Genomic DNA, 26,644 nt, shown 5'->3' on the forward strand with positions numbered 1-26,644 from the left:
GAGGACATCATGCTTCTTATCTACTGCCCATACTGTCAGGAAGAGCGTTCCGAGCTCGAATTCCGCGGTGCCGGCGATGCCCATATCGCCCGTCCCACCAATATCGCCGACATCTCCGACGAGGCGTTCGAGGAATATTTCTTCCTGCGCGACAACCCGAAGGGGCTGATCTTCGAGCGCTGGCGCCACCAGCACGGATGCGGCCGTTTCTTCAATGCGGCGCGCGATACCATCAGCGACAAGTTCATCAAGACCTACAAGGCAGGCGAGCCGAAGCCCACGATCGGCGAAGCAGCCGTTCCGCATGCTCCCGTCGAGACCTACGAACAGCTCGAAGGAGAGGCACAATGAGCGGCACGAACCGTATTGCAGGCAAGGGTCGCCTGACGCCGGCCAGAACCGCGCGCTTCACCTTCGATGGCAAGAGCTACACGGCGCTCGAAGGCGATACCGTCGCCTCGGCGCTGATCGCCAACAACATCCATCTGGTCGGCCGCTCGTTCAAGTATCACCGTCCGCGGGGCATCCTTTCGGCCGGCGCCGAGGAGCCGAATGCGCTGATCGACGTTGCGCGCGACAGCGCCCGCAAACAGCCGAACGTGCGTGCCACCGTGCAGGAAGTCTTCGACGGTATGATCGTCGAATCGCAGAACCGTTTCCCATCGCTCTCCTTCGATATCGGTGGCATCAACAATCTGATGTCCCCGTTTTTCGCGGCGGGCTTCTACTACAAGACATTCATGTGGCCGAAGGCGGCCTGGAAGCACCTCTACGAGCCGATGATCCGTCGTGCGGCGGGCCTCGGCGTTGCGCCGAAGGAAGCCGATCCCGATCACTATGCCGGCCGTTATGCGCATTGCGACGTGCTCGTCGTCGGTGCCGGGATCGCCGGTCTTTCGGCGGCACTGGCGGCGGCGCAATCCGGTGCCAAGGTGATCCTCTGCGACGAGCAGGCGGATGTCGGCGGCGCGCTGCGCTACGACAGCGGCGTCAAGATCGACGGCCTTTCCGGTTATGAGTGGGCGCAGAAGACGGTCGCCACGCTGAAGGCAATGGACAATGTGCAGGTTCTGACCCGCACCACTGCTTTCGGTTACTACAACCACAATTTCGTCGGTCTCGCCGAGCGCGTGACCGACCATGTCGCGAACCCTGGCCGCCACCTGCCGCGCGAGCGTCTGTGGCAGCTGCGCGCCAAGCGCGTCATCCTCGCCAACGGCGCGATCGAGCGCCACATGGTGTTCCCGAACAACGATCGTCCGGGCATCATGCTGGCATCGGCTGCGCGCATGTATCTCAACCAGTATGGCGTCGCCGTCGGCCAGAAGGTCGGCGTTTATACGGCGCACGACTCGGCCTATGAGGCCGCCTTCGACCTGAAACGATCAGGCGTCGAGATCGCCGCGATCGTCGATTGCAGGCAGACGCCGGGTGCGGCCGTTCTGGCGGAAGCCCGTTCGCTCGGCATCGATGTTCTCACCGGTCAGTCCGTGGTCAATACGTCAGGCAAGCTCCGCATCTCGTCGATGACCGTTGCCCGCAATGGCGGCGGCTCGCCGCGCAAGATCGCGGTCGACGCGCTGCTGGTCTCGGCCGGTTGGACGCCTTCGGTGCACCTGTTCTCGCAGTCGCGCGGCAAGGTGGCGTTCGAGCCCGAGACGCAGCGCTTCCTGCCCGGCACGTACGCGCAGGATTGCCTTTCTGTCGGCGCCTGCAACGGCACGGACGATCTGCAGCAGACGATCGAGGAATCGCTGGCGGCCGGCGAGCTGATGGCGCAGGCAGTTGGGAAGCCCTCCGGCGGCAAGATCAGCATCACGGCTGAGCAAGCCCATCAGTGGACGGGCGGCATGATTGGCGCTGCTGAAGGCGCAGGTCCCGAGACCAGCGCCAAGGCGTTCATCGATTTCCAGCACGACGTCTGCGCCAAGGACATTCGCCTTGCCGTGCGCGAGGGGATGCACTCGATCGAGCATATCAAGCGCTTCACGACGAACGGCATGGCCTCCGACCAGGGCAAGCTCTCCAACATGCACGGCCTGGCGATCGCCGCCGAGATGCTGGGCAAGGAAATCCCGCAGGTCGGTCTCACCACCTTCCGCGCGCCGTACACGCCTGTCACCTACGGCACGCTGATCGCGCATTCGCGCGGCGATCTGTTCGATCCGGCGCGCAAGACGCCGCTGCACCAGTGGGAAGAGGCCCATGGCGCGGTGTTCGAGGATGTCGGCAACTGGAAGCGTGCGTGGTTCTATCCGCGCGCCGGCGAGACGATGCACCAGGCGGTCGCCCGCGAATGCAAGACGGCGCGCGATGTCGCCGGTGTGTTCGATGCCTCGACGCTCGGCAAGATCGAGATCGTCGGCCCCGATGCCGCCGATTTCATGAACCTCATGTACACCAACGCCTGGGACACGCTGAAGCCAGGCAAGTGCCGCTACGGCATCATGACGCGCGAGGACGGGTTCGTTTATGACGACGGCGTTGTCGGGCGTCTGGCCGACGATCGCTTCCACGTGACGACGACGACGGGCGGCGCGCCGCGCGTTCTCCACCACATGGAAGACTATCTGCAGACAGAGTTCCCGCATCTGAAGGTGTGGCTGACCTCGGTGACGGAACAGTGGGCCGTCATCGCTGTACAGGGTCCGAAGGCGCGCGAGATCATCGCCCCGCTGGTCGAAGGCATCGATATCTCCAACGAGGCCTTCCCGCATATGAGCGTTGCCGAGTGCACGGTCATGGGCGTGCCGGCGCGGCTGTTCCGCGTGTCGTTCACCGGTGAAACCGGCTTCGAAATCAACGTGCCGGCCGACTATGGCCAGTCCGTTCTGGAAGCCGTGTGGGCCAATGCAGAGCCGCTCGGCGCCTGCGTCTACGGCACCGAGACGATGCACGTTCTTCGCGCCGAGAAGGGTTACATCATCGTCGGCCAGGACACGGATGGCACCGTCACGCCTGACGATGCTGGTCTTTCCTGGGCGGTCTCGAAGAAGAAGACTGACTTCGTCGGCATTCGTGGGCTGAAGCGCCCGGATCTGGTGAAGGCAGGCCGCAAGCAGTTGGTCGGCCTCGTCACCAAGGATCCGAAGCTGGTGCTGGAAGAAGGCGCGCAGATCGTCGCCAATCCGAACGAGCCGAAGCCGATGACGATGCTTGGCCATGTGACCTCGTCCTACTGGTCGGAAAATCTCGGCAGGTCGATCGCCTTCGCGCTGGTCGCCGATGGCCGCAAGCGGATGGGCGAGACACTTTATGTGCCTATGCCCGACAAGACGATCGCCGTCGAGGTGACTGACATGGTGTTCTTTGACAAGGAAGGAGGCCGCATCAATGGCTGATACGGCAGTTCGCAAGTCGGTGCTCTCAGGTCGTCATGGCGGCTCGGCGACGGTACGGCTGACGGCAGCGCCGGCCGCCACCCGCATCGCGCTCCGTGCGCCCGCCGGATCCCTCAAGGCTCTGTCCTCCGCTCTTGGGGTCACGGTTCCGTCTTCGCCGAAGACCTCCGGCCGCAAGGGTGGCCGTGCCGCCCTCTGGCTCGGGCCGGATGAATGGCTCGTTATCGATGAGTCCGGTGCAGACCTGATGGGCGCGCTCACGAAGGCGGACGTGCTGCATTCGGCAACTGATGTCTCGCACCGCAACGTCGCGATCATCGTCTCCGGTCCCGGGGCCGAGGCGACGATCTCCGCGGGTTGCCCGCAGGATCTGTCGCTTGATGCCTTCCCGGTCGGCGCCTGCTCGCGCACGATTTTCGGCAAGGCCGAGATCGTGCTCTTCCGCACCGAGGACGATACGTTCCGTGTCGAGTGCTGGCGTTCGTTCGCCGATTTCGTATTCGGCCTGCTGGCCGAGGGTGCCGAAGACGCCGCGCATTAAGCGCCACGGAACTGGAATTCCCGATTGGGGGACGGTGCTCTTGTGCCGTCCCCATTCGGCTTCAAGTTGCAAGACCGGTGTCATTCATGCCATCATTCGCCATCGCGTGCGGCTTTGTCGGAGCGTAGCCGCAACGTTGCGGGGTGTCCTCAATGATGCTGCATCACGTTTCCATCGTCACGACGGATCTCGACCGATCGGTTGCCTTCTATCGCGATATCTTCGGTCTCGAGCGGATCGAGAGGCCTCCTTTCAGTACCGACGGAGCCTGGTTTGCCTGCGGAGCGCTGCAGGTCCACATCATCGTCAATCCGGTTGGGACGTTCCGGCGGGTGGCGACCATCGATACCGCCGACGGACATTTCGCCTTCCATACCGATGACTTCGAGGGATGTATCCGGGGACTGATCGCAAAGGGTTTTCGCGAGGATGCGCCCGAGGGAGATCCCCGGCGGCTGCGTGTGAGGCGTACCGGGCCGGCCGGTTTTCCGCAGGCCTACCTGCTCGATCCTGATCGCAACATCGTTGAAATCAACGGTGCACCATAGCGCAATCGCCGCAGCCTAAAGTCCTGTTGCGGTTGGCTTTTGCGAGCGGTTAGTCTGCCGGAACCGTTCGCGGGAGGAGTTCATGAAAATACGTGCCGCGGTTTTGCGCCGATCGCCGGTCGCGCCGCCATTTGCGGTGAGCCGGCCGCTCACGATCGAAGAACTCGAGCTCGCGCCGCCGGGGCGGGACGAGATCCTTGTTCGAATTGGCGCGGCCGGGCTCTGCCATTCCGATCTCTCCGTCATCAACGGCGACAGGCCGCGTCCGGTGCCGATGGCGATTGGACATGAGGCGGCCGGCACCGTGGAAGCGGTCGGGCCCGATGTCCATGACCTGACGCCCGGCGATCATGTGGTGATGAGTTTCATGCCGAGCTGCGGCCATTGTCTGCCCTGCGCCGAGGGACGCCCGGCGCTGTGCATTCCCGGCGCCGATGCCAACGGAAAGGGCACGCTGCTGTCGGGCGAGTGGCGACTGAGCTGCGATGAGGTGCCGATCCATCATCATCTCGGCGTCTCGGGCTTTGCCACCCATGCCGTGGTCTCGCGCCATTCGGCGATTCGCATTGACCGCGATATCCCGTTCGCTCACGCCGCGCTGTTTGGCTGCGCCGTGCTGACGGGCGTTGGCGCCGTGGTGAATACCTGTCATGTGCAGCCGGGGCAGACAGTCGCTGTTGTCGGTTTGGGTGGTGTCGGCTTGGCCGCTGTGCTTGGCGCCGTGGCGGCCGGGGCCGAACGCGTTGTCGCGGTAGACCTTGCTCCTGACAAGCTCGAGATCGCGCGTTCGCTTGGGGCGACAGACGTCTTTCGCGCCAGTAACCCTGACGTTGTGGAGCAAATCCGCGAGGCGACAAAGGGCGGCGTCGACCACGCGCTCGAGATGGCCGGAGCCGTCAAGGCCTTTGATCTCGCCTACCGCATCACGCGGCGCGGCGGAACGACGGTTACCGCAGGGTTGGCTAATCCATCCAGTCAGTTCGCAATCCCCGCAGTCAGCCTGGTCGCCGAGGAGCGGCGCGTGCTCGGGAGCTATCTCGGCAGCTGCGTGCCGAGCCGGGATATTCCGCGCTTTGTCGGGCTCTTCAGGCGTGGAAAGCTGCCGGTGGATCGCTTGTTGTCTTCAAGAGGTCCGCTGGAGGGGATCAACGAAGCCTTCGACCGGCTGCATGCCGGGGAGGTGATCCGGCACGTCATCGATTTCGAAGCGCACTAGGCGTCTTCGGGCCGGTCTTTTGGGTCGAATTGGATGATGGTGATCCACCGCGCGGTGAGCGCCGGCTTCTTCTCGTTCTCGATCTCGATCGAGACGTCGTAGGTCGTCATCAACATGCCGGCGCCGCGAAAGCGGGCTTCGGCAAGGATAAAGTGGCCGCGGATGCGTGCCCCCGATTTGACGGGCGAGAGGAAGCGGACGTTCTCGAAGCCGTAGTTGATGCCCATCGTCTGCTCACGGACTTTGGGCAGGCTGTTGTAGTTCATCGCTGAAAGCAGCGAGAGGGTGAGGAATCCGTGGGCGATGGTGCCGCCGAATGGGCTCGTTGCGGCGCGCTCTGGGTCGACGTGGATGAACTGATGATCGTCGGTTGCATGCGCAAAGGCATCGATCATTGCCTGATCGACGACAATCCAGTCCGAGAGGCCGGTTTCAGTGCCGATGAGCCCGCGCACATCCGCGAGCGAAATTTCCTTGACCATTGATTCCTCATGAGAAAGCGGCTGCGCAAGCCTTACAATGGGATTGTGACAATTGCGACAAGGAATTGCAGGCAGGGGCCTGGCCGGTTAACTTCCGAGATAGAAAGCGACCGAGCGGCGCGGCACGATGGCCGATGTCGCGGATTTTTGCTGACCATTGGGGGCGAGCAGCCGCCATGAGGACGGCCCGGGCAATGCAAAAATTTCCTCGCCGCCCGAGCGATTGAAAAGCACGGCCAGCCGTGCGGGCTTTCCGCCCTGCCCATCGCGCGTCGACAGCACCATTCCAAGCGTGGAAAAGTTCGGGGTCTCCCACTCCTGCACGCTCATCGGCTGGCCCGAAGGCGATATCCATTCGACGTCGCCATGGCCATCGAAGAAACCCGTTTCCGAGAACACGGAGAAGCGCTTGCGCAGGCTTGAGATCAAAGCGGTATGGGCGATGAGCTCATCGTCGAGCGCCGCCCAGTCCATCCAGGTGATCTCATTGTCCTGGCAGTAGGCATTGTTGTTGCCGCGCTGGGTGCGGCCTGCTTCGTCGCCAGCCGTCAGCATGATGCTGCCGCGCGTAGCAAAGAGCGTGGAGAGCAGCGCCTTCAGGTCATCGCGGCGTCTGCGAATGATATCGGGGTAGTGCGTTTCGCCCTCGGCACCGTTGTTCCAGGAGTGGTTCTCGTTGTGGCCGTCGCGGTTCTGCTCGCCGTTCGCCTCGTTGTGCTTGCCGCTATAGGAGACGAGATCGCGGAGCGTGAAGCCGTCATGGGCGGCAAGAAAGTTGACGCTGCGCGTCCCGGTCGCACCGTTGCGGGAAAATATGTCCGAGGAGCCGGCCAGCGCAGTTGCGAGCGGTCCGGTCTTGTGATCGTCGCCGCGCCAATAGCACCTGACGTCATCACGTACGCGGTCGTTCCACTCGAGGAAGGGGGCTGGGAAGTTACCGAGCTGGTAGCCGCCAGGACCGATGTCCCAAGGCTCGGCGATCATTACGCGGTCCGACAAGACGTCATCGGCGAGCATTGCCATCAACGTTTCGCTGTTGGCCTCGAAGCCACCAGCGGTTCGGCCAAGAACGGGGGCAAGGTCGAAGCGGAAACCGTCAACGCCCGCGCCGAGCACGAAGTGGCGGAGGCTGTCGATGATCAGTTGCCTGACATAGGGGTTATCACAGGCGACGGTGTTGCCCGTTCCGGTATCGTTGACCAATTCGCCTGGCCGGTCGGTCAGATGCCGATAGAAGGAGAGGTTGTCGAGGCCGCGCAGCGACAGCGTCGTGCCAAAGCGGTCGCTTTCGCCGGTGTGGTTGAAGACGAGGTCGAGGACGACACCAATGCCTTCGGCGTGGAGCTTCGCCACGGTGTCGCGGAGCTCCGCCGTGCCGCCGGGCACGAGCCGCGGGTCGAGCGCCATGAAGGCGACGGGATTATAGCCCCAGCCGTTTCTGAGGCCGAGCGGCGGCAGGTGGCGCTCGTCGATCCAGGCGGTGATCGGCATCAACTCGACCGCATCCACGCCGATGCGCTTCAGATGCGCGATCACTGAAGGATGTGCCAAAGCCGCGACGGTGCCGCGCTGCGCTTGGGGAACATCCGGATGCAGCATGGTGAACGGTCGGACGGCAACCTCGTAGATGAAGCCACCCGGCTTGAAGAGCGGCTTTCCCGGCTTCACGGGGACATCGCGGGTGACGATCGCCTTCGGCACGAGGTGCTGCGTCTCGGCGCCGAAGGTGCCGAGTAGGGGATCGTAGTGGAAGGGGCGATCGAGTTCCTTGGCGTAGGGATCGACCAGCAGCTTCGACGGGTCGAACCAGAGGCCGTCGTCGGGCGCATAGACGCCGCCGGCGCGGTAGCCGTAGCGCGCACCTTCCTTCAAGCCGTCGACGAAAAGGCGATAAACATCGTCATCGCCGCGTTTCATCGGCAGGCGGGCCAGTTCCTTGTCGTCGTCGCCGAACAGACACAGTTCGATCTGTCCTGACTTGCGCGACCAGACGGCGAAATCAACGCCGGTCTCGAGGATGGTTGCTCCGCCTTGCCCGGGTCTACCCGCCGCCATGCCGTTCGGTCAGGTGATCACGGAAGGAGCGTCGCGGCCCGTGCGGCTGCGAATGCCCGCGATGGTCTCGGCGGCAGCAATAAGATCGGCGAGCGCTTCCTGCGTCTCGATGTTGTGGCGGGTCGAATCCGCCTCGTACCGCTCGAGATAGACACGCAGCGTGGCGCCGGATGTGCCGGTACCGGAGAGACGGAAGACCACGCGCGAACCGCCTTCGAACAGGACGCGAATGCCCTGATGCTCGCTGACCGACTTGTCGACCGGGTCGTGATAGGCAAAGTCGTCGGCCTTCTCGACCTTCAGCGGGCCGAAGCTCTGGCCCGGCAGCGACGCAAGCTGGCTGCGCAGGTTTGCGATCAGGCCGTTCGCCGCGTCAGTATCGACGCCTTCATAGTCGTGGCGCGAATAGTAGTTGCGGCCGTAGGTCTGCCAGTGCTGGGTGACGATGTCCTGAACGCTTTCGCCGCGAACGGCAAGGATGTTCAGCCACAGCAGAACCGCCCAGAGGCCGTCCTTCTCGCGCACGTGGTTGGAGCCGGTGCCGGCGCTTTCCTCGCCGCAGATCGTCGCCATGCCGGCGTCGAGCAGGTTGCCGAAGAACTTCCAGCCGGTCGGCGTCTCGTACATGCCGATACCGCGGCGCTCGGCGACGCGATCGGCCGCACCTGAGGTCGGCATGGAGCGGGCGATGCCGGCGAGACCACCGGAATAGCCGGGCGCGAGGTGGGCGTTGGCGGCAAGGATCGCGAGGCTATCGGAGGGTGTGACGAAGATGCCGCGGCCGATGATGAGGTTGCGGTCGCCGTCGCCGTCGGATGCCGCGCCGAAGTCGGGCGCATCATCACTCATCATCTCGTCGTAGAGTTCCTTGCAGTGAACCGGGTTCGGGTCCGGATGGTGGCCGCCGAAGTCGGGCAGCGGCATGAAATTGCGGACCGAACCGGACGGCGCGCCGAGACGGTTTTCGAAGATTTCCTTGGCATATGGGCCGGTGACGGCGCTCATTGCGTCAAAAGCGATGCGGAATCCGAGGCTGATGAGGTTGCGGATCGCGGGGAAGTCGAACAGCTCTTCCATCAGAGCCGTGTAGTCTTCCACCGAATCGAGCACCGAGAGGATCATGCCGCCCGGCAGTTCGTCCTTGCCGATGCGGTCGAGGTTGACGTCCGCGAAATCGGCGATCTTGTAGGTGTCGATCACCTTCGTGCGCGCATAGATCGCGTCGGTGATCTTCTCCGGCGCGGGGCCGCCATTGTTGATATTGTACTTGATGCCGAAATCTTCGGTTGGACCGCCGGGATTGTGGCTGGCCGAAAGGATGATGCCGCCGAAGGCCTTGTATTTGCGAATGATGTGGGAGGCTGCCGGGGTCGACAGGATGCCGCCCTTGCCGACGATCACCTTGCCGAAGCCATTGGCGGCGGCCATCTTGATCGCCTTCTGAATGACTTCCCGGTTGTAGTAGCGTCCGTCGCCGCCGATGACGAGGCACTTGCCATGAAAGCCTTCCAGCGAATCGAAGATCGACTGGATGAAGTTCTCGGCATAGTTCGGCTGCTGGAATACCGGAACCTTCTTTCGCAGGCCGGAGGTACCGGGCTTCTGATCCTGGTAGGGCGTAGTGGGTACGGATTTTATCATTTTCTCTCACTTGCCTTTAGGGGCGAGGCTTGAATAGAGGGCGGCATAGCGCTCGGCGCTCTTCTCCCACGAAACATCCGATTTCATGCCCTGCTTTTGCAATTGGGTCCAGACTTTTTGATCGGCGTAGAGATGTAGCGCGCGGCGGACCGCCTGCAACAGACCGGATGGAGTTACAGGCGAGAATTGTATCCCGGTTGCCGCTTTCGCCGCAAGCGCGGCATGGTTGGCGTCAATAACGGTGTCGTTCAACCCGCCGGTGCGGGCAACGATCGGCACGCATCCATAGCGCAATCCGTAAAGCTGCGTCAGGCCGCAGGGCTCGAATCTGGACGGGATGATGATGGCGTCGCAACCGGCCTGCATGAGATGGGACATCGGCTCGTTGTAGCCGATGGAAACGCCGATCCGCCCGGGGTGACGGGCGGCGGCGGCAAGCAGCGCCCCTTCGAGCGCCGCGTCTCCGGAACCCAGAATGGCCAGCTTGCCGCCCATGTCGACGATCTGGTCGGCGGTGGCGGCGATGACATCCATGCCCTTCTGCCAGGTCAGGCGGCTGATGATGCAGAAGATCGGCGCGTTGTCGTGGTGAAGTCCGAAGAACTCAGCGATCGAGCTGCGGTTTTCGACGCGGCTCTTCAGCATGCTGCTGTTGTAATGCGTGTGGACAACCGGGTCGGTCGAGGGGTTCCAGACGTCGGTATCAATGCCGTTGACGATGCCGTGCAGTGAATCGATTCGGCTTGCGATGACACCCTGGAGGCCCATGCCGAACTCGGTGGTCAGGATCTCGCCGGCATAAGAGGGGCTGACAGTGGTGATGGCGTGTGCAGTCTGCAGGCCGCCCTTCAGGAAGCCGATATTGCCGTAATATTCGATGCTTTCCGTTGCGAAGGCGTGCGGCGGCAGACGAAGACCCGGAAAGATATCGGCGCCGAACTGCCCCTGGAAAGCAATGTTGTGGATGGTCAGGACGCTCGGCAATTCCGGCGTCGGATTGTAGCGCATGTAGACCGAGGTCATCGCCGACTGCCAGTCATGCGTATGCACGAGGTCCGGCCGCCAGTCCAGCATCAACCCCGCGGCAATCTCGGCGCCGGCCAGGGACAGAGCCGCGAAACGGCGCCAATTGTCGGGGTAATCCTTGCCGGTGGCGTCGAGATAGGGGCCGCCCGACCGGTCGTAATAGGCGGGGGCGTCGAGCACGAGGATATCGAGCCCGTCGTGCTTGACTTCGAGCACGGTTGCCGGTTCGCCGAGCAGATCGTCGAATTGGAGTCGGACCACAGGATTGCGGATAGCCCTCATGACGGCCGGATAGCCCGGCATGAGGGTCTTGGTTTCGATGCCGAAACGCTCAAGGGCGATCGGCAGGGCACCCGCCACATCGGCGAGGCCCCCTGTCTTGACGAGCGGGAAGACTTCGGACGAAACCGAAAGAACTTTCATGGCTTACAGGCCCAGCTTGTCGATCATCGGTTGGGTAATGAGGCAAATGCCGCCCTCGCTGCGGCGGAAACGCTTGGCATCTAGAACCGGATCCTCGCCGACGATGAGGCCTTCAGGAATGACGACTCCGTGGTCGATCACGACGTTTCTGAGTTGGGCGTGCCTTCCGATCTTGACGCTCGGGAGAACGACGGCACCTTCAAGCTTGGAGTAGGAATTGGCGCGAACGCCGGTGAAGAGGAGGCTCTTGTTCAGCGTTGCGCCGGAAATGATGCAGTCGCCCGCGACGACGGAGGATGTGGCGGAGCCGCGGCGGTCTTCGTCGTCATGGACGAACTTCGCCGGGGGCGAGATTTCTGCATAGGTCCAGATCGGCCAGGACTTGTCGTAGATATCCAGTTCCGGAACGATCGCGGTCAGGTCGATGTTGGCCTGCCAATAGGCGTCGATCGTTCCAACATCGCGCCAGTAGGGCTCGTGCTCGAAATCCGACCGGACGCAAGAGTTGGCGAAACGATGGGCGACGGCCTTACCGTTCTTGACGATGTAAGGGATGATGTCCTTGCCGAAATCCTTGCTGGAGTTCGGGTCAGCGGCGTCGCGGCGCAGTGCGTCGATCAGGAATTTCGTGTGGAACACGTAGATGCCCATCGAGGCAAGCGCGAATTCCGGCTTGTCGGGAATGCCCGGCGGATCGGCGGGCTTCTCGACGAAGTCGATGATCCGGTCGGTCGTGTCGACGTGCATGACGCCGAAGCCGACGGCTTCCATGCGCGGGACTTCCAGGCAGCCGATCGTGACGTCGGCGCCGGAATCGACATGCTGCTGCAGCATGTATTCGTAGTCCATCTTGTAGACATGGTCGCCGGCGAGGATGACCATGTATTCGACGCCATAGTCCTCGATGATGTCGATGTTCTGGTAGACCGCATCGGCGGTGCCTTCATACCACTGCGTCTCCGAGACGCGCTGGGAGGCTGGCAGAATGTCGAAGCTCTCGTTCCGCTCGGGGCGGAAGAAGTTCCAGCCGCGCTGCATATGGCGGATCAGCGAGTGCGCCTTGTACTGGGTGGCGACGCCGATGCGGCGGATGCCCGAGTTCAGCGCGTTCGACAGCGCAAAGTCGATGATGCGGGTCTTGCCGCCGAAATAGACCGCCGGCTTGGCGCGGCGATCGGTGAGTTCCTTCAGGCGGCTTCCCCGACCACCCGCGAGAACATAGGCCATTGCGTCGCGGGCAAGTGGCTGAACACGTTTTTCTACCATTTTTATCCTCCCACCAGTCGTCAGTTCTCGGGTTCAAGCATGATCGTCGCCAGAGGCGGCAAGGTGATCGATGCGGCGATGGCGCCACCTGCGTTGACGGCCTGCACGCGGCCACCATTGCCCTTGCCGCTGCCGCCATAGATGTCGGCATCGGTATTCAGTATCTCGCGCCAGCGCCCCTCGGTCGGCAGGCGCACGGAATAGTTCTCGCGATAGACAGGCGTCAGATTGCAGATGACGGCGACCGGCTTCTCTCCTGGCGCCTTGCGCAGCCAGGCAAAAACGGAGTTCTCGTGGTCGTCGGCGATCAGCCATTCGAAGCCATCGCCCTCGCAGTCGCGGGCGTGCAGGGCCGGCTTGCTGCGGTAGGTGAAGTTGAGGTCGCGCACCAGCCGGCGCATGCCCTCGTGCATGCGGTACTGCAGCAGGTTCCAGTCGAGCGAGGTTGCCTCGTTCCACTCGCTCCACTGCGCGAATTCCTGACCCATGAAGAGCAGCTTCTTGCCCGGATAGCCCCACATGAATGCGTAATAGGCCCGCAGATTCGCAAATTTCTGCCAGTCGTCGCCGGGCATCTTGGCGATCAGCGAGCCCTTTCCGTGCACCACCTCGTCATGGGAGAGCGGCAGCACGAAGTTTTCCGAATAGGCGTAGAGCAGGCCGAAGGTCAGCTCGTTGTGATGATGCTTTCTGTGGATCGGCTCACGGCTCATGTAGCTCAGTGTGTCGTGCATGAAGCCCATGTTCCACTTGAAGCCGAAGCCGAGGCCGCCTTCATGCACCGCCTGCGACACCTTCGGCCAGGAGGTCGATTCTTCGGCGATGGTCATGACGCCTGGATGCTCGGCGTAGATACGGGTGTTCATGTTCTGCAGGAAGCGCACAGCCTCCAGGTTCTCATTGCCGCCGTACTCGTTCGGGATCCATTCGCCGTGCTTGCGGGAATAGTCGAGGTAGAGCATCGAGGCCACGGCATCGACGCGCAGACCATCGAGATGGAACTTCTCGGCCCAGTAAAGCGCGTTGTTGACCAAATAGGAAACGACTTCGGTGCGGCCGAAATTGTAGATTGCCGTATTCCAGTCGGGGTGGAAGCCCTGGCGCGGGTCGGCATGCTCGTAGAGCGCCGTGCCGTCGAACCAGCCGAGACCGTGTTCGTCGGTCGGGAAATGGGCTGGCACCCAATCGAGGATGACGCCGATGCCGACCTTGTGGCAGCCGTTGACGAAGCGGGCGAAACCCTCCGGCTCGCCGAAGCGGGCGGTCGGCGCATAGAGCCCGGTCGTCTGGTAGCCCCAGGATGGATCATAGGGATGCTCGGTAATCGGCAGGAACTCGATATGGGTGAAGCCCATGTCGACGCAGTAGGGGATTAGACGGGCGGCAAGCTCGTCCCAGGAGAGGAACGAGCCATCGTCGCGCCGCTGCCAGGAGCCGGCATGAACCTCGTAGATCGAGATCGGCTGACGACGCTTGTCGGTTTCGCTCCAGTGCTTCAGATGCGCTGCGTCGTCCCATTCCTGCAGCAGCTCGGATGCCGCGACCGAGGCCGTCTGTGGGCGTAGTTCGCTGCGTCGGGCGAAAGGGTCGGCCTTTAGCGGCAACAGCACACCGTCGTGGCCGCGGATTTCGAATTTGTAGGCGACACCGGTCGGAACGTCAGGAGCGAAGATCTCCCAGATACCGGCGCTGGAGCGGAAGCGCATTACATGGCGGCGACCATCCCAGCCATTGAAGTCACCGACAACCGAGACACGCTGAGCATTCGGCGCCCAGACGGCGAAATGGATCCCCTGCGCGCCCTCGTGCTTGATCCAGTGTGCGCCCATCTTGTCGAAGAGGCGCAGATGGGAACCTTCCCGCACGTAATAGTCATCCATCGGGCCGAGGACGGGTCCGAAGCTGTAAGGGTCGGTCACCGCCCATTCGGCATCGCCGCGTCGCGCGCGATAGCGCACCGGCTGCTGCTTCGTCACCGAAACCTCGCCGGCGAAAAAGCCGTCAGAATGCTGCTGCTTCAATTCGCCGATGACGCTGCCATCGAGCGCCATCGCGGTCACCTCTTCGGCGCCCGGAATGAAGCAGCGGGTGACGTAGGCGTTTCCCGATTTGTGAACGCCGAGAACGGCGAAGGGATTGGAATGCGACCCTGCGAGGATTGCCGCTATCTCGTCTGCCGAAATCTCCCAGGGAAGTCTGACTTCAGGGGTGGCTTTCGGCGCTTTCATCCGGCTCTCCAGATTTCCTTGGCATATTGCCGTATCGTGCGGTCGGATGAGAACCAGCCCATCCGAGCCGTGTTGCAGATCGCTTTCTTGTTCCACGCCGACGGATCGGTCCAGAGCTGGTCGATATCGCGCTGCGCCTGCGCATAGGCATCGAAATCGGCCGCCACCATGAACCAGTCATGCGCGTAAATGCCTTCGATCAGCGCCGCGTATCGGCTTCGATCGTCGTGCGAGAAGACGCCGGAACTGATGGCCTGGAGTGCCTGAGACAGTTCACGCGACGCTTCGATGATGGCGCGGGGATTGTGGCCATCTGCACGGGCGGCGGCGACTTCGTCGGCACGCAGGCCGAAAATGATGATGTTGTCCTCGCCGACATGGTCGCGCATCTCGACATTGGCGCCGTCGAGTGTCCCGATCGTCAGCGCGCCGTTCAGCGCGAACTTCATGTTGCCGGTGCCCGATGCTTCCATCCCAGCAGTCGAGATCTGCTCAGACAGATCGGCGGCCGGCACCATGACCTCGGCAAGGGAAACGTTGTAGTTCGGCACGAACACGACCTTCAGCAGGCCGCGGACGGCCGGGTCGTTGTTGATCGTGCGGGCGACGTCGTTGATCAGTTTGATGATCAGCTTGGCGTTATGGTAGCTCGGCGCCGCCTTGCCGGCGAAGAGCTTGACGCGCGGCACCCAGTCCAATTCTGGATGTGAGCGGATCTGGTCGTAGAGCGCGACTGCTTCGATAATGTTGAGCAGCTGCCGCTTGTACTCGTGGATGCGCTTGATCTGGATATCGAACATAGCCGACGGATCGAGTTTGATGCCCATGCGGCTGGCGACGAGATTGGACAAGGCCACCTTGTTGGCGCGCTTCACCGCCGCGAACTTCTCCTGGAAGCTTGCATCATTCGCGAACTTGTCGAGCGGCTTCAGCTTTTCGGCGTCATCGAGGAAGTCGTCGCCGATCGTTTCGCGGATCAGCGAGGTCAGGCCGGGATTGCACTGCTGCAGCCAGCGGCGCGGCGTGATGCCGTTGGTCTTGTTGTTGATGCGGTCGGGATAGAGCTTATGCAGGTCGGCAAAGACGGTGACCTTCATCAGGTCGGTGTGCAGAGCCGAAACGCCGTTGATCGAATGAGCGCCGACGAAGGCGAGATTGCCCATGCGTACACGGCGCTCGCCGCTTTCCTCGATCAGGGAAATCGAGCGGATTTCCGTTTCGGAGAAGGTCTTGGTCTTGCGCGCCTCCAGCAGCACCTTGGCGTTGATCGCGTAGATGATCTGCATATGCCTCGGCAGCAGGCGCTCGAACAGTGGGATCGGCCAGCTTTCCAGCGCTTCCGGCAGGAGGGTGTGATTGGTGTAGGCGATCGTGCCGCGGGTGATGTCCCAAGCCTGGTCGAAGTCGAGACCATGCACGTCGCACAGCAGGCGCATCAGTTCCGCGACCGAGACCGCCGGATGCGTGTCGTTCAGTTGGACCGCCACCTTGTCGGGCAGCGAGGTGAAATCGTCATACTGCTGCAGGTGACGGCGCAGGATGTCCTGCAGCGAAGCGGAGGAGAAGAAGAATTCCTGGCGCAGGCGCAGTTCCTGGCCGGCCGGCGTCGCGTCGGCGGGATATAGAACGCGCGTCAGGCTTTCGGCCTTGTTGCTCTCACGCAGCGCGCCGATATGGTCGCCGGCGTTGAAGGCGTCGAGCAGGATCGGGTCGATCGGCTGCGCGGACCAGAGGCGCAGCGTGTTGACGCGCTTGCCGCGCCAGCCGACCACCGGAGTGTCGAAGGCGGCGGCGATGACACGCTCGGCGGGTTTCCACACATAGCGCGGCTCGCCCTCGGGGCTATTGACCACGTCGACGGTGCCGCCGAAGCCGATTTCGTAAGCGCTCTCGCGACGCTCGAATTCCCAAGGATTGCCGTGCGCCAGCCAGCTTTCCGGCAACTCCACCTGCCAGCCATCGGCAAGCTGCTGCCGGAAAAGACCGTGGACGTAACGGATACCGTAGCCATAGGCCGGGACATCGACGGTCGCCATGCTTTCCATGAAGCAGGCGGCGAGACGGCCAAGGCCGCCGTTGCCAAGAGCGGCGTCAGGCTCGAGGCCGGCGATGACAGAGACATCGACGCCGAGCGAGGCGAGCGCGTCGCGAACCTGTTCCATGAGGCCGAGGTTCGAGACGGCGTCGCGCATCAGGCGGCCGATGAGGAATTCGAGGGAGAGGTAGTAAACGCGCTTGTCGCCTGTTGCGTAGACCTTGCGGGTCGACTCCATCCACTTGTCGATGATGCGGTCGCGTATGACGAGGATGGTCGCCGTCAGCCAGTCATGCGGCTTGGCGACCTTCGCATCCTTGCCGATGCGGTAGGTCAGGCGTTCGATGATTTCTTCGGCGAGAATTTCTGGCTTGGAGCTGCGCGGCGCGGGGGAGGGGATTGTCGGCTTCGAAACGGTGTTCATCGTCAGTCCTCGCCAATTCTGTTTGGTTTCAGTACGTTATGCCAATTTCAATCGGTTTGCCGCGCACTAAACACGCAGTTTATGCATCGTTACAACGCACTTGCAACAAAGGAATTACCCAAACGAAAAAATTGCCGAGGCTTGGCGCTCCGCTGCGGAAAGAGCTTGATTTCAATCGGTTTTCCGAATTTGATATGCGCGTTTTTGCAGGCAAACGAAAAGCCGCTCCGGTTTGTTCCGGGGCGGCTTTTGTTGTTTGGGGGTCTTTGCTGTTACCAGTTCGTCAGGCGGGTCGCGAGCTCGTCGCCTTGGCGGCCATGGCCGAAGTCCGCAACCAGCTGAGCCATGCTATTGGGCTGATAGGCGTTGCTCGGGGTGGTCCCGCAGGAGGCAAGGAGGTCCTTGACCTTTTGCGGCACCATGAACGCCACGGTAAAGATCTGAATTCTATCGGCTATTCAATTATCCCAACGGAATGACATCCACGGCCTGGACAGCGCGTTGGCCGCCGTAGCTCTTCAGCACGCCGATGACCGGGGCGACGTCGGCGTAGTCGCGGCCATAGGCAACGACGATGTGGTCGGTGCCGGCCGGGATGTTGTTCGTCGGATCCAGTTCGACCCAGCCGATCGTTTCGCCGCACCAGACCCTGACCCACGCATGCATGGCGTCCGCTCCCTCCAGCCGTTCCTTGCCGGGCGGCGGAATGGTGCGCAGGAATCCGGAGACATATCCGGCGGGAATGCCGAGGCTACGCAGAGCAAGGATCATGACATGGACGAAGTCCTGGCAGACGCCGCGCTTTATTTGGAAGGCTTCAAGCGGCGTCGTATCGACGGTCGTCGCTTCGGCATCATAGGTGAAATCCAGATGGATTTTCGCGCATAGCGCAGTGGCGATCTGCAGCACGGTCCATGACGGTTCGGCGCAGGCCTTCGCATAGTCCGAGATCGCGCGTGTGTCCGAAAGGCGGGGGCTATTGCCGAGGAAATGATGCGGGGCGTCGGGCTTCAGCGACCAGACGCCTGCGACCTCATTCGGAAGCTTTGCGAGCACGGGGGAAAAATCCGCTGCGATGGAATGGCTCTCCACGTGCACGCGGGCATGCATGCGGATATCCAGCTTTTCATGCGGCGCGCGCAGCATGAAGGAAGTCGCGGGGTGCTCGAAGAAATCGACGAAGTGCGCCTGTTCATCCGGCGTCGGCGAAACCTTGATCGAGCCGGCCACCAGCCGTTGCCGGTTCGGCAGCGACAGCGGCATCAGCCGCATGATGTGGCGGGCGCCAGAGGCCGGCGTGTCGTAGATGTATCCCATGTGCAGCGAGAGATCGTAAAGCACCTGGGTCATCCGAGATATGTGTGGGCAAGGAGGTCGGACAGATGCTCCAGCTCGCGTTCGAGGCGGCGGTAGACATCGACGCTCATCGTCTCCGGCGTCATCACGGCAAGGCCGGAGTGCAACCGCATCGCTTCGCGATAGAAGGGCGACATCTGGCCGTTGACGAGTGCGTTCGGGAGCTGCTCCACCTCGCGGTGGATCTCGTTCATCTGGAAAAGAATTGAGCGTGGATTGAGCGGATCGAGCGCGAGCAGATCGGTGACCGTGAGGCGAGCGGTGTTGACGTTGTAGCGGCGGCGATGGGTCATGACGCTGTCGCCGATCTCCAGCAGCATGTCGAGCGCGCCATCAGGGGCGTCCGGCCCCGACATGTGCCCGAGCAGCCGTGTCATGTGCAGCCCGCGCTCGATATGGCGGCCGAGCGAGAGGAAACGCCAGCCGGTGAAGCGATACATGTTTTCGTGCACCAGACCGGCGAAGCCCGCGAGCTTGCGCAGCAGAATCGTCATCGCGTGGCTTGCATCGTCGCCGGGAGAAATCGTCTCGTGGAACCGTCGCGCCGTCTTGGCGAGATCAGTGAGCGCCAGCCAGCCATCCGGCGAGAAACGGTCGCGAATGTTGCTGGCGGAATAGACGGCGCTGTCGATGTTGCGCATTAGCGTATCCGGGACTGCTTCCTCGGTGTCGATATCGACGGCGGCCAGATAGGCTGTCACGTCGGCCAACAGGGGCTGGTTCGGATCGGCGGCTTCCGCAAAGCGGGCGTGCCAGGCGCGCAGGATGCGCAGCGCCCCTTCGGCGCGCTCGATGTAGCGGCCGAGCCAGAAGAGATTGTCGGCCGCGCGGCTCGGCAGGCTGCCCGGCATGTTGCGGGTGAAGCTGCCTTCCGCTGGCAGCAATGTGTGCTGCTCCACCGGCTTGTCGCTGACGATCCAGACGTCGGCGGCGGCACCACCCGATTGCATGGCGATGGCCGAAACGTCGTCGCTGCCGCCGATGCGGGCAAAGCCGCCCGGCATGATCTGCCAGCCATTGGCCGTGCGGGCGGCGAAGACGCGTAGCGACATCGGCCGCGGCGTCAGCTTGCCGTCGATCCAGGCCGGGGTCGTCGATAGCGTTACGACTTCCTGCCCGGCAAGTTTGGCGCCGTCGGAGTTCAACCAATCGCCGATCGAATCCTTGGTCGTGGCGCGCAAGGTCGAGCCGAGCACGGATTCGCCCCTGTCATCGAAGAACGGTGCGCGCGAATAGGCCGGACCGATCACCATCTTTTCGATGTTGGCCGCCACATGTTCGCGTTCGCCCTTCTGGCCGCACCACCAGGTGGCGATCGAGGGGAGCTTCAACTCTTCGCCAAACAGACGACGACAGATGGTCGGCATGAAGGCGAGCAGCGCGCGTGTTTCAATGATGCCGCTGCCGAGTGCATTGACGATGGTCACGCTTTCGGCGCGCAGAGCCTCGACGAGGCCGGGCGTGCCGATATGTGAATTCTGGTTCAGTTCCAGTGGATCCGAATAGGCCGAATCGAGGCGGCGCCAAAGCACGGTGATCGGCTTCAGGCCCGACACGGTGCGGACCATCACCTTGCCGTTGACGACAGCCAGGTCTTCGCCCTCGAGCAGCATGAAGCCGAGATAGCGGGCGATATAGGCGTGCTCGTAATAGGTTTCGTTGGCGGGGCCCGGCGTCAGCACGGCGATGCGGTCGTCGCCGCTGTGCTTCCTGCCCTGCAGCGCATCGCGGAAGGCGCCAAAGAAGGAGGCGAGGCGATGAACCGGCGTCTCAGCGTATATATCGGAGAAGGCGCGGGTCGTCGCCACGCGGTTTTCAAGCGCAAAGCCGGCGCCAGACGGCGCCTGCGTACGGTCAGCGAGGACCCACCAGTTTCCATCAGGACCGCGGCCGATCTCGAAGGCGCAGAAATGCAGGTAGTGACCGCCGGCCGGGGTGACGCCGACAAGCGGACGCTGGTATTCGGGGTTGGCAGCGATCAGGGCCGGTGGCAGCACGCCCTCCGCGACAAGGCGATTTTGGCCGTAGACGTCGGCAACGATCGCTTCCAGCAGGTCGGCGCGCTGGACGAGCCCAGCCGAGACCGCCTCCCATTCGCGCGCATCAATGAGGACCGGAACGTGCGAGAGGGGCCAGGAGCGCTCGGCGCTTCCGGTGCTGCCGTAGGCTCGGTAGAAAACGCCGGCGTCGCGCAGGTAACGGTCGGCGCGGGTGAAGCGTTCGGTCAGCTCCTTTTCGGGCATTCCGCTCAGATGCGAAAAGAAGCGCTGCCAGACCGGGCGGATGGCGCCGTTGGTGTCGACCATCTCGTCGGCGACGCCGGGCAGAGGAGTATAGTCAAGCACGGCATCGTTTCCGGTGCGGATCGCTGGCTCTTCCCTCAGTTCTGCCGTCGGTTTCTTGCCCATTTCGCCCTAGTGCTTAGATTCCCACCGGTCGTCGAAGATCGAGCGTCAGCGGGAATTCCGGTGAAACTGTCTCGGCACGCGGAATGAATGCGCCTGCCGTATGCCCCCACGGCTCGAATCGCGCCAGCCGTCTCGCTTCCGCTTCGTTACCATTGACCGGGAAGGTCTCATAGTTACGCCCGCCCGGATGGGCAACATGATAGATGCAGCCGCCGATCGAACGCTTCGACCATGTATCATAAATGTCGAAGGTGAGCGGCGTATTGACCGGCAAAACCGGGTGCAATCCCGACGCAGGCTGCCATGCCTTGAAGCGAACGCCAGCGACCGAGACGCCCGCCGTGCCGGTCGAGCTCAACGGAACCGTGCGGCCGTTGCAGGTCACGGTGTAGCGGGAGGCATTGCTGGTTTCCAGCCGGACCTGCAGGCGCTCTACGGAGCTGTCGACATAGCGGACCGTGCCGCCGATCGCGCCCTCCTCGCCCATGACGTGCCAGGGTTCCAGCGCCTGCCGCAGTTCGAGCTTAGAGCCTTCGTATTCGACCTCGCCACAGAAGGGGAAGCGGAATTCAAGCTGTGCCTTGAACCATTCCGGGCTGAGGTCGAAGCCATTCTGCTTGAGGTCGCCGAGCACGTCGAGGAAATCGGCCCAGATGAAGTGCGGCAGCATGAAGCGGTCGTGCAGCGACGTGCTCCAGCGCACGAACTTGCCGTCCGCAGGGTGCTGCCAGAAGCGGGCGATCAACGCGCGGACCAGCAGTTGCTGGGCAAGCGACATACGTGCGTTCGGCGGCATTTCGAAACCGCGGAATTCGACGAGGCCGAGCCGTCCGGTTGGGCCATCCGGCGAAAACAGCTTGTCGATGCAGATCTCGGCGCGGTGCGTGTTGCCAGTGACGTCGGTCAGCAGATTGCGGAACAGCCTGTCCACCAGCCAAGGGAGGGGTTGCGCGCCGCGACCCGGCGCGGGGACCTGGGCGAGCGCGATTTCCAGTTCGTAGAGGCTGTCGTGACGGGCTTCGTCGATGCGCGGCGCCTGGCTGGTCGGGCCGATGAACATGCCCGAGAACATGTAGGAGAGCGAGGGATGGCGCTGCCAGTGCAGTACCAGGCTCTTCAACAGGTCAGGGCGGCGCAGGAAGGGGCTGTCGCCCGGATTGGCGCCACCAACGACCACATGGTTGCCCCCGCCGGTACCGGTGTGGCGCCCGTCGATCATGAACTTGTCGGTGCCGAGGCGGCTTTGGCGGGCTTCCTCGTAGATCGTCATCGTAATGTCGACGCAATCCTGCCAGTTGGAAGCGGGATGGATATTGACCTCAATGACGCCGGGATCGGGGGCGACGCGGATGACATTGATGCGCTCGTCCTGCGGCGGCGAATAGCCTTCGATATGGACGGGCAGGCCGAGTTCGGTCGCTGCATTCTCCGCGGCGGCGATCAGTTCGAGATAGTCCTCGATGCGCTCGACCGGCGGCATGAAGACGCAGAGCCTTCCGTCGCGCGGTTCGACCGAGATTGCGGTGCGCACGGCGCCGCCGATCTCGCCGACGGTTTGCTCAACGCGGTTCTGGCTGCTGTCGTCGCTGTGGCGGGAGGCTTCCGGCATGGCGCGGCCGGATGGCACGAAGACTTCGGGCAGCGGATTGCGCGGAATCGACGGGTCGGCGGGGTGGATATAGGGGAAACGCGCCGGCGGCACATAGGGCAGGGTGCCGAGGGGCAGGCGATAGCCGACGGGGCTGTCGCCGGGAACGAGGAAGATCTTGCCGCGGCGGGTCTTCCATTTTTCGCTGACCCAGCGCGTGCTAGAGGCGCGCGCGTTCCAGGCCTGCACCGGCAGGATGTAGCCGGTCGGTACGGTCAGGCCGCGTTCGAAGACGCGGGCGATGCGGCTACGCTCTTCCGGGTCCTTCAGCTTGGAATTGGATGGGTCGACGTTTTCGGGCAGGCTGCCTTCCTTCATGATCCATTCGGCTGGATCCTCGTAGGCGGGCAGCACCATGTCGGTCTCGATCGCCAGTTCCCTGGCGATGGCATTCAAAAGGTTGGCGGCGTCATCTGCCTTTGCACCGGTGTCCTTGCCCTCGCCGGCGATGAGCTCCGGGTTCTGCCAGATCGGCTTGCCGTCCTTGCGCCAGTAGAGTGAGAAGGTCCAGCGCGGCAGGCTTTCGCCCGGATACCACTTGCCCTGGCCGTAATGCAGGAAGCCGCCGGGAGCGAAGCGCTCGCGCAGCTTGCGGATGAGGACATCCGCCTTCTCGCGCTTGGTCGGGCCGACGGCGGCAGTGTTCCACTCCTCGGATTCGAAGTCGTCGATGGAAACGAAGGTCGGCTCGCCGCCCATGGTCAGGCGGACATCCCCGGCCTGCAGGATGCTATCGACCTTGGCACCGAGCTCGTTGAGCTCCTTCCAACTTTCGTCGGAGAAAGGCTTGGTGATGCGCGGGTGCTCCGCTACCCGCGAGACCTTCATCTCGAAGGCGAATTCGGTGTTGGCCTCGCCGTAAAGCGCGCCTGATATCGGCGCGGCATTTCGGTAGTGCGGGGTGGCGGCGAGCGGTATGTGGCTTTCGCCGGTGAGCAGGCCAGACGTGGGGTCGAGGCCGACCCAGCCGGCGCCGGGGAGATAGACCTCGCACCAGGCGTGCAGGTCGGTGAAATCGACCTCGGTGCCGGAGGGCCCGTCGAGCGCCTTCAGGTCGGGGGTGAGCTGGATGAGATAGCCGGAGACGAAGCGGGCGGCGAAGCCGAGATTGCGCAGGATCTCGACCAGCAGCCAGCTCGAGTCGCGGCAGGAGCCAAGCGCCAGCTTCAGCGTTTCCTCCGGCGTCTGGACGCCGGGCTCCATGCGGATGACGTATTCGACGTCGTTCTTCAGCCGCGCATTCAACCCTACGATGAAGTCGGTGGTCCGCATGGGAGTGCGGTCGATGCCGGCGAGATAAGCAGCCAGCGCCGGCTCCACCGGCTGCGGTTGCATGTAGATCTTCAGGTCGTCCCTGATCTCCTCGGGATAGGAGAAGGGCCACATCTCGGCGCTCTCCTCGATGAAGAAATCGAAGGGGTTATAGACCGTCATGTCGGCGACGAGGTCGACCTCGATCTTGAACTCCGTCACCGGGTCAGGGAAGACGTAGCGGGCCAGATAATTGCCGTAGGGATCCTGCTGCAGGTTCACGAAATGGTTCGACGGCGAAACCTTCAGCGAATGGCTGATCACCCGCGTCTTGGAATGCGACGCTGGCTTGAGGCGTATGATCTGAGGTCCGAGGCGGACCGGCTTGTCGTATTTGTAATGCGTCAGGTGATAGATGCTGGCTTTGATCGACATGGACGGCCTTATCCGCTGCCGTATCGTTGTACGGCATTTGCTGTTCCCGAAGGGTAGTGTGTGCAATGCAGCGAAAGAATGCAAGGCGGTAAGGCCGAGCCGGCTAAGCCTTTACGTCGCCTTCGCAAACGTCACGGAGGCCGTGAGACCCCTGCCATGTGCGCCGGGCTCCAGCGTCAGCGATGCGTTGAAGAGGCCGGCGATTTCCTCGACGATCGGCAGGCCAAGCCCGGCGCCCGGCGCGCCGGAGTTGCTGCCGCGCGAGAAGCGCTGCCGGACGGCCGCGAGCGTCTCTGCGGGAATGCCGGGGCCGTTGTCCTCGACTTCGAGGCGGACGGCATCGTCGGTCTCGGATATCCGAACGGTCACCTCAGCGCCCTTGCCGGCATAGGCGATGGCGTTTCCGGCAAGGTTGCGCAAGAGTTCGCCGATCAGCAGCGGCTCGGCACGGACGAGGGCAGGGCGGTCGCCTTCGAAGCCGAGGTCGATGCCGGCCTCGGCGGCGGTCGGGATAAGTTCTCCGGTGATGTCCTGGGCAATGGCTGTCAGGTCGATCGACGATGCGGTCAGCGCCTCCTTCGCCGTTGCAGCGTCGATTTTCGCCATCAGCAGTAATTGCGCGAGGATGCGTTCGGCATGGGCGACGGCCTGATCGCCTTTCAGGGCGGAGCCCTGCGCTTCGGCCAATGTGCTCGCGCGAGCGGAGAGGGCGAGCTGCGTGCGGATGATCGCAAGCGGCGTGCGCAGCTGGTGGCTGGCGTTGCCGGTGAAGTTACGAAGTGCATCGAGCGCCGATTGCAAGCGGACCATGAAGCCGTTGACGGTATCGACGAGCGGCTGGACCTCGCTTGGTACTGCCTGTTCGATCGGGTGCAGGTCGTCGGGACTGCGTTCGCCGATCGCATCGCGCAGCTTGTACAGCGGACGGAGCGCGACCGTGACTGAGATCCAGACGATGACGGCGGCGCCGGCGATCATAAGGGAGAGACGCAGCGCCGAGCGGAAGAGGATGGCGCGGGCGAGCTGACGGCGGGCGATCGTGGTTTCGGCAACGGTCACGGCGAAGGGGACGGAGCGAATGCCTGTTGAGGCTGACCGCTTAAGGGTTGCGACACGGATCGGTTCGCCGCGGAAGGTATCATCGGCAAAGCCTGCCGTGTCGCCTACGGTTTCGGCGAGGACCGGAAGCGCCTGATAGCCGGTGATGAATTTTCCGGGCGGTCCGTCGACGCGATAGAAGACACGGTCCTGCGCGGCCGATGTCAGCATCTCAAGGGCCACATAGGGGATGTCGACCTCGAGAGTGCCGTCTTCCGCCACGACCACGCGTTCGGCGATGGCGAGTGCCGAGCCGGCCAGCACGCGGTCCGAAACGATGTTGGAGGTCTGCACCGCTTCGCGATAAGTGTCCGCGAGCGCGACCATGCCGATGATGGCGGTCGAGATCAGCAGCCAGAACAGGAGCCTTCGTCGGAGCGAATAGGCCGTTGTCATGAGGCCTCTGGCAGTTTGTCGAGATAGTAGCCAATGCCGCGCGCAGTCCTCACCGTCAGCCCATAGGGCGACAGGCGCTTCCTGAGGCGGCTGACATATTGCTCGATGGCATTGGCCGAGATGTCGTCGTCGAAGGCGGTCAGCGACTGAATGATCGCTTCCTTGGCGACAACCTTGCCGGCGCGCATGAAGAGGATTTCCAGCAGGCCGAGTTCGCGGGCGGGAATGTCGAGCGGCGTCGAGCCGGCGGAGAAGGCGCGTGAATTTAGATCGAGTGAAAGGCCGCCGAAACTGACAGTCGCCGAATGCAGACCCGCCTGGCGGCGCAGGAGCACGCGGACGCGGGCCTCGAATTCGGAGATATCAAAGGGCTTGATAAGGTAGTCGTCGGCACCAAGATCGAGACCCTTGACGCGCTCTTCCGGCGTGCCGCGCGCCGTCAGGATCAGCACTGCCGACTGGTTCTGTCTGGCGCGCATGGCGCGCAGCACCTCGAGGCCATCCATTTCCGGCAGGTTCAGGTCGAGCACGACGAGATCGAAATTCTCGGCCGCCGTGACAGCGTTGGCGGAGGCACCATCATGCACGACGTCGACGGCATGGCCGGTGCCTCGCAGGATGGCCGAAAGCCCGTCGGCCAGCGCGATATTGTCCTCCACCAATAGAATGCGCACGGATGTTCCCTTGATTTTTGAAGAGGATACAGGGTGGCGGCGAAGATGTCATAGCCATTTTTTGTGTCTGGTGAGTGTGCTGCTGCTGCGGTCGTACCAGCCGCCTTCGGGGCGCTGCGGGTGGATGCGGCTCGCTTGCCGGATCCCGGTTG

The 26,644-nt window shown here is 62.9% G+C and carries 18 protein-coding genes; 6 read left to right on the forward strand and 12 right to left on the reverse strand.

The genetic code is table 11. From position 1 onward, the window contains the following. Positions 1–9 precede the first annotated feature (9 nt). The 5 genes from C934_RS0110050 (at position 10) to C934_RS0110070 (ending at position 5,646) form a co-directional block, all read left to right on the forward strand. Positions 10–351, forward strand: a complete 342-nt coding sequence (locus C934_RS0110050) for a sarcosine oxidase subunit delta (protein WP_018856591.1) — start codon at positions 10–12, stop codon at positions 349–351. After that, positions 348–3,341, forward strand: a complete 2,994-nt coding sequence (locus tag C934_RS0110055; RefSeq protein WP_018856592.1) for a sarcosine oxidase subunit alpha — start codon at positions 348–350, stop codon at positions 3,339–3,341. Before C934_RS0110050 ends, C934_RS0110055 begins: the two co-directional genes overlap by 4 nt. Next, positions 3,334–3,882 (forward strand): sarcosine oxidase subunit gamma, encoded by a 549-nt coding sequence (locus C934_RS0110060; RefSeq protein WP_018856593.1) that lies wholly within the window; start codon positions 3,334–3,336, stop codon positions 3,880–3,882. Before C934_RS0110055 ends, C934_RS0110060 begins: the two co-directional genes overlap by 8 nt. Before the next feature lie 152 nt (positions 3,883–4,034). Continuing rightward, positions 4,035–4,430, forward strand: coding sequence for a VOC family protein (locus C934_RS0110065; protein ID WP_018856594.1), 396 nt, complete (start codon positions 4,035–4,037; stop codon positions 4,428–4,430). An 82-nt stretch (positions 4,431–4,512) separates the two neighbouring features. Then, on the forward strand, positions 4,513–5,646 hold the full coding sequence (locus tag C934_RS0110070) for a zinc-dependent alcohol dehydrogenase family protein (RefSeq protein ID WP_018856595.1): 1,134 nt from the start codon (positions 4,513–4,515) through the stop codon (positions 5,644–5,646). Here C934_RS0110070 and C934_RS0110075 read toward each other — a convergent pair. The 7 genes from C934_RS0110075 to C934_RS0110105 form a co-directional block, all read right to left on the reverse strand. Next, positions 5,643–6,128: a MaoC family dehydratase gene (locus C934_RS0110075; RefSeq protein WP_018856596.1), complete on the reverse strand. Its 486-nt coding sequence runs from the start codon at positions 6,126–6,128 to the stop codon at positions 5,643–5,645. The genes C934_RS0110070 and C934_RS0110075 overlap by 4 nt on opposite strands. A gap of 87 nt (positions 6,129–6,215) precedes the next feature. Further along, positions 6,216–8,183 carry a glycogen debranching protein GlgX gene (gene glgX, locus C934_RS0110080; protein ID WP_018856597.1) on the reverse strand — a complete coding sequence of 656 codons (1,968 nt, stop codon included), beginning with the start codon at positions 8,181–8,183 and terminating at the stop codon, positions 6,216–6,218. Between the two features lie 9 nt (positions 8,184–8,192). Next, a complete protein-coding gene (locus C934_RS34635; RefSeq protein ID WP_018856598.1) occupies positions 8,193–9,824 on the reverse strand; it encodes an alpha-D-glucose phosphate-specific phosphoglucomutase in 1,632 nt (543 codons plus the stop codon). Between the two features lie 6 nt (positions 9,825–9,830). Further along, positions 9,831–11,273, reverse strand: coding sequence for a glycogen synthase GlgA (gene glgA / locus C934_RS34640; RefSeq protein ID WP_018856599.1), 1,443 nt, complete (start codon positions 11,271–11,273; stop codon positions 9,831–9,833). Positions 11,274–11,276: 3 nt separating this feature from the next. Further along, positions 11,277–12,539, reverse strand: a complete 1,263-nt coding sequence (glgC, locus tag C934_RS0110095) for a glucose-1-phosphate adenylyltransferase (RefSeq protein WP_018856600.1) — start codon at positions 12,537–12,539, stop codon at positions 11,277–11,279. Between the two features lie 20 nt (positions 12,540–12,559). After that, positions 12,560–14,767, reverse strand: coding sequence for a 1,4-alpha-glucan branching protein GlgB (glgB, locus tag C934_RS0110100; RefSeq protein ID WP_018856601.1), 2,208 nt, complete (start codon positions 14,765–14,767; stop codon positions 12,560–12,562). Next, on the reverse strand, positions 14,764–17,226 hold the full coding sequence (locus C934_RS0110105; RefSeq protein WP_018856602.1) for a glycogen/starch/alpha-glucan phosphorylase: 2,463 nt from the start codon (positions 17,224–17,226) through the stop codon (positions 14,764–14,766). The genes glgB and C934_RS0110105 overlap by 4 nt, the downstream gene beginning before the upstream one ends. Positions 17,227–17,264: 38 nt before the next feature. Between C934_RS0110105 and C934_RS34645 the strand changes: the two genes are divergently transcribed. Then, complete coding sequence (locus tag C934_RS34645) at positions 17,265–17,705, forward strand: hypothetical protein (protein ID WP_156828744.1); 441 nt, start codon at positions 17,265–17,267, stop codon at positions 17,703–17,705. Here the strand turns inward: C934_RS34645 and C934_RS0110115 are convergent. From C934_RS0110115 to C934_RS0110135, 5 genes are all read right to left on the reverse strand, one after another. Continuing rightward, a complete protein-coding gene (locus C934_RS0110115) occupies positions 17,689–18,576 on the reverse strand; it encodes a transglutaminase family protein (protein WP_018856604.1) in 888 nt (295 codons plus the stop codon). The two genes, C934_RS34645 and C934_RS0110115, sit on opposite strands and share 17 nt — an antisense overlap. Next, positions 18,573–20,990: a circularly permuted type 2 ATP-grasp protein gene (locus C934_RS0110120; protein WP_018856605.1), complete on the reverse strand. Its 2,418-nt coding sequence runs from the start codon at positions 20,988–20,990 to the stop codon at positions 18,573–18,575. Before C934_RS0110120 ends, C934_RS0110115 begins: the two co-directional genes overlap by 4 nt. A gap of 13 nt (positions 20,991–21,003) precedes the next feature. Next, a complete protein-coding gene (locus C934_RS0110125; protein WP_018856606.1) occupies positions 21,004–24,324 on the reverse strand; it encodes a transglutaminase family protein in 3,321 nt (1,106 codons plus the stop codon). A 111-nt stretch (positions 24,325–24,435) separates the two neighbouring features. Next, positions 24,436–25,818: a sensor histidine kinase gene (locus C934_RS0110130; protein ID WP_018856607.1), complete on the reverse strand. Its 1,383-nt coding sequence runs from the start codon at positions 25,816–25,818 to the stop codon at positions 24,436–24,438. Continuing rightward, positions 25,815–26,492 (reverse strand): response regulator, encoded by a 678-nt coding sequence (locus C934_RS0110135; protein WP_018856608.1) that lies wholly within the window; start codon positions 26,490–26,492, stop codon positions 25,815–25,817. The genes C934_RS0110130 and C934_RS0110135 overlap by 4 nt, the downstream gene beginning before the upstream one ends. Between the last annotated feature and the right edge of the window lie 152 nt (positions 26,493–26,644).

The sequence above is a fragment of the Rhizobium sp. 42MFCr.1 genome (assembly GCF_000377185.1).
In the GTDB taxonomy this organism is placed as follows: domain Bacteria; phylum Pseudomonadota; class Alphaproteobacteria; order Rhizobiales; family Rhizobiaceae; genus Rhizobium; species Rhizobium altiplani.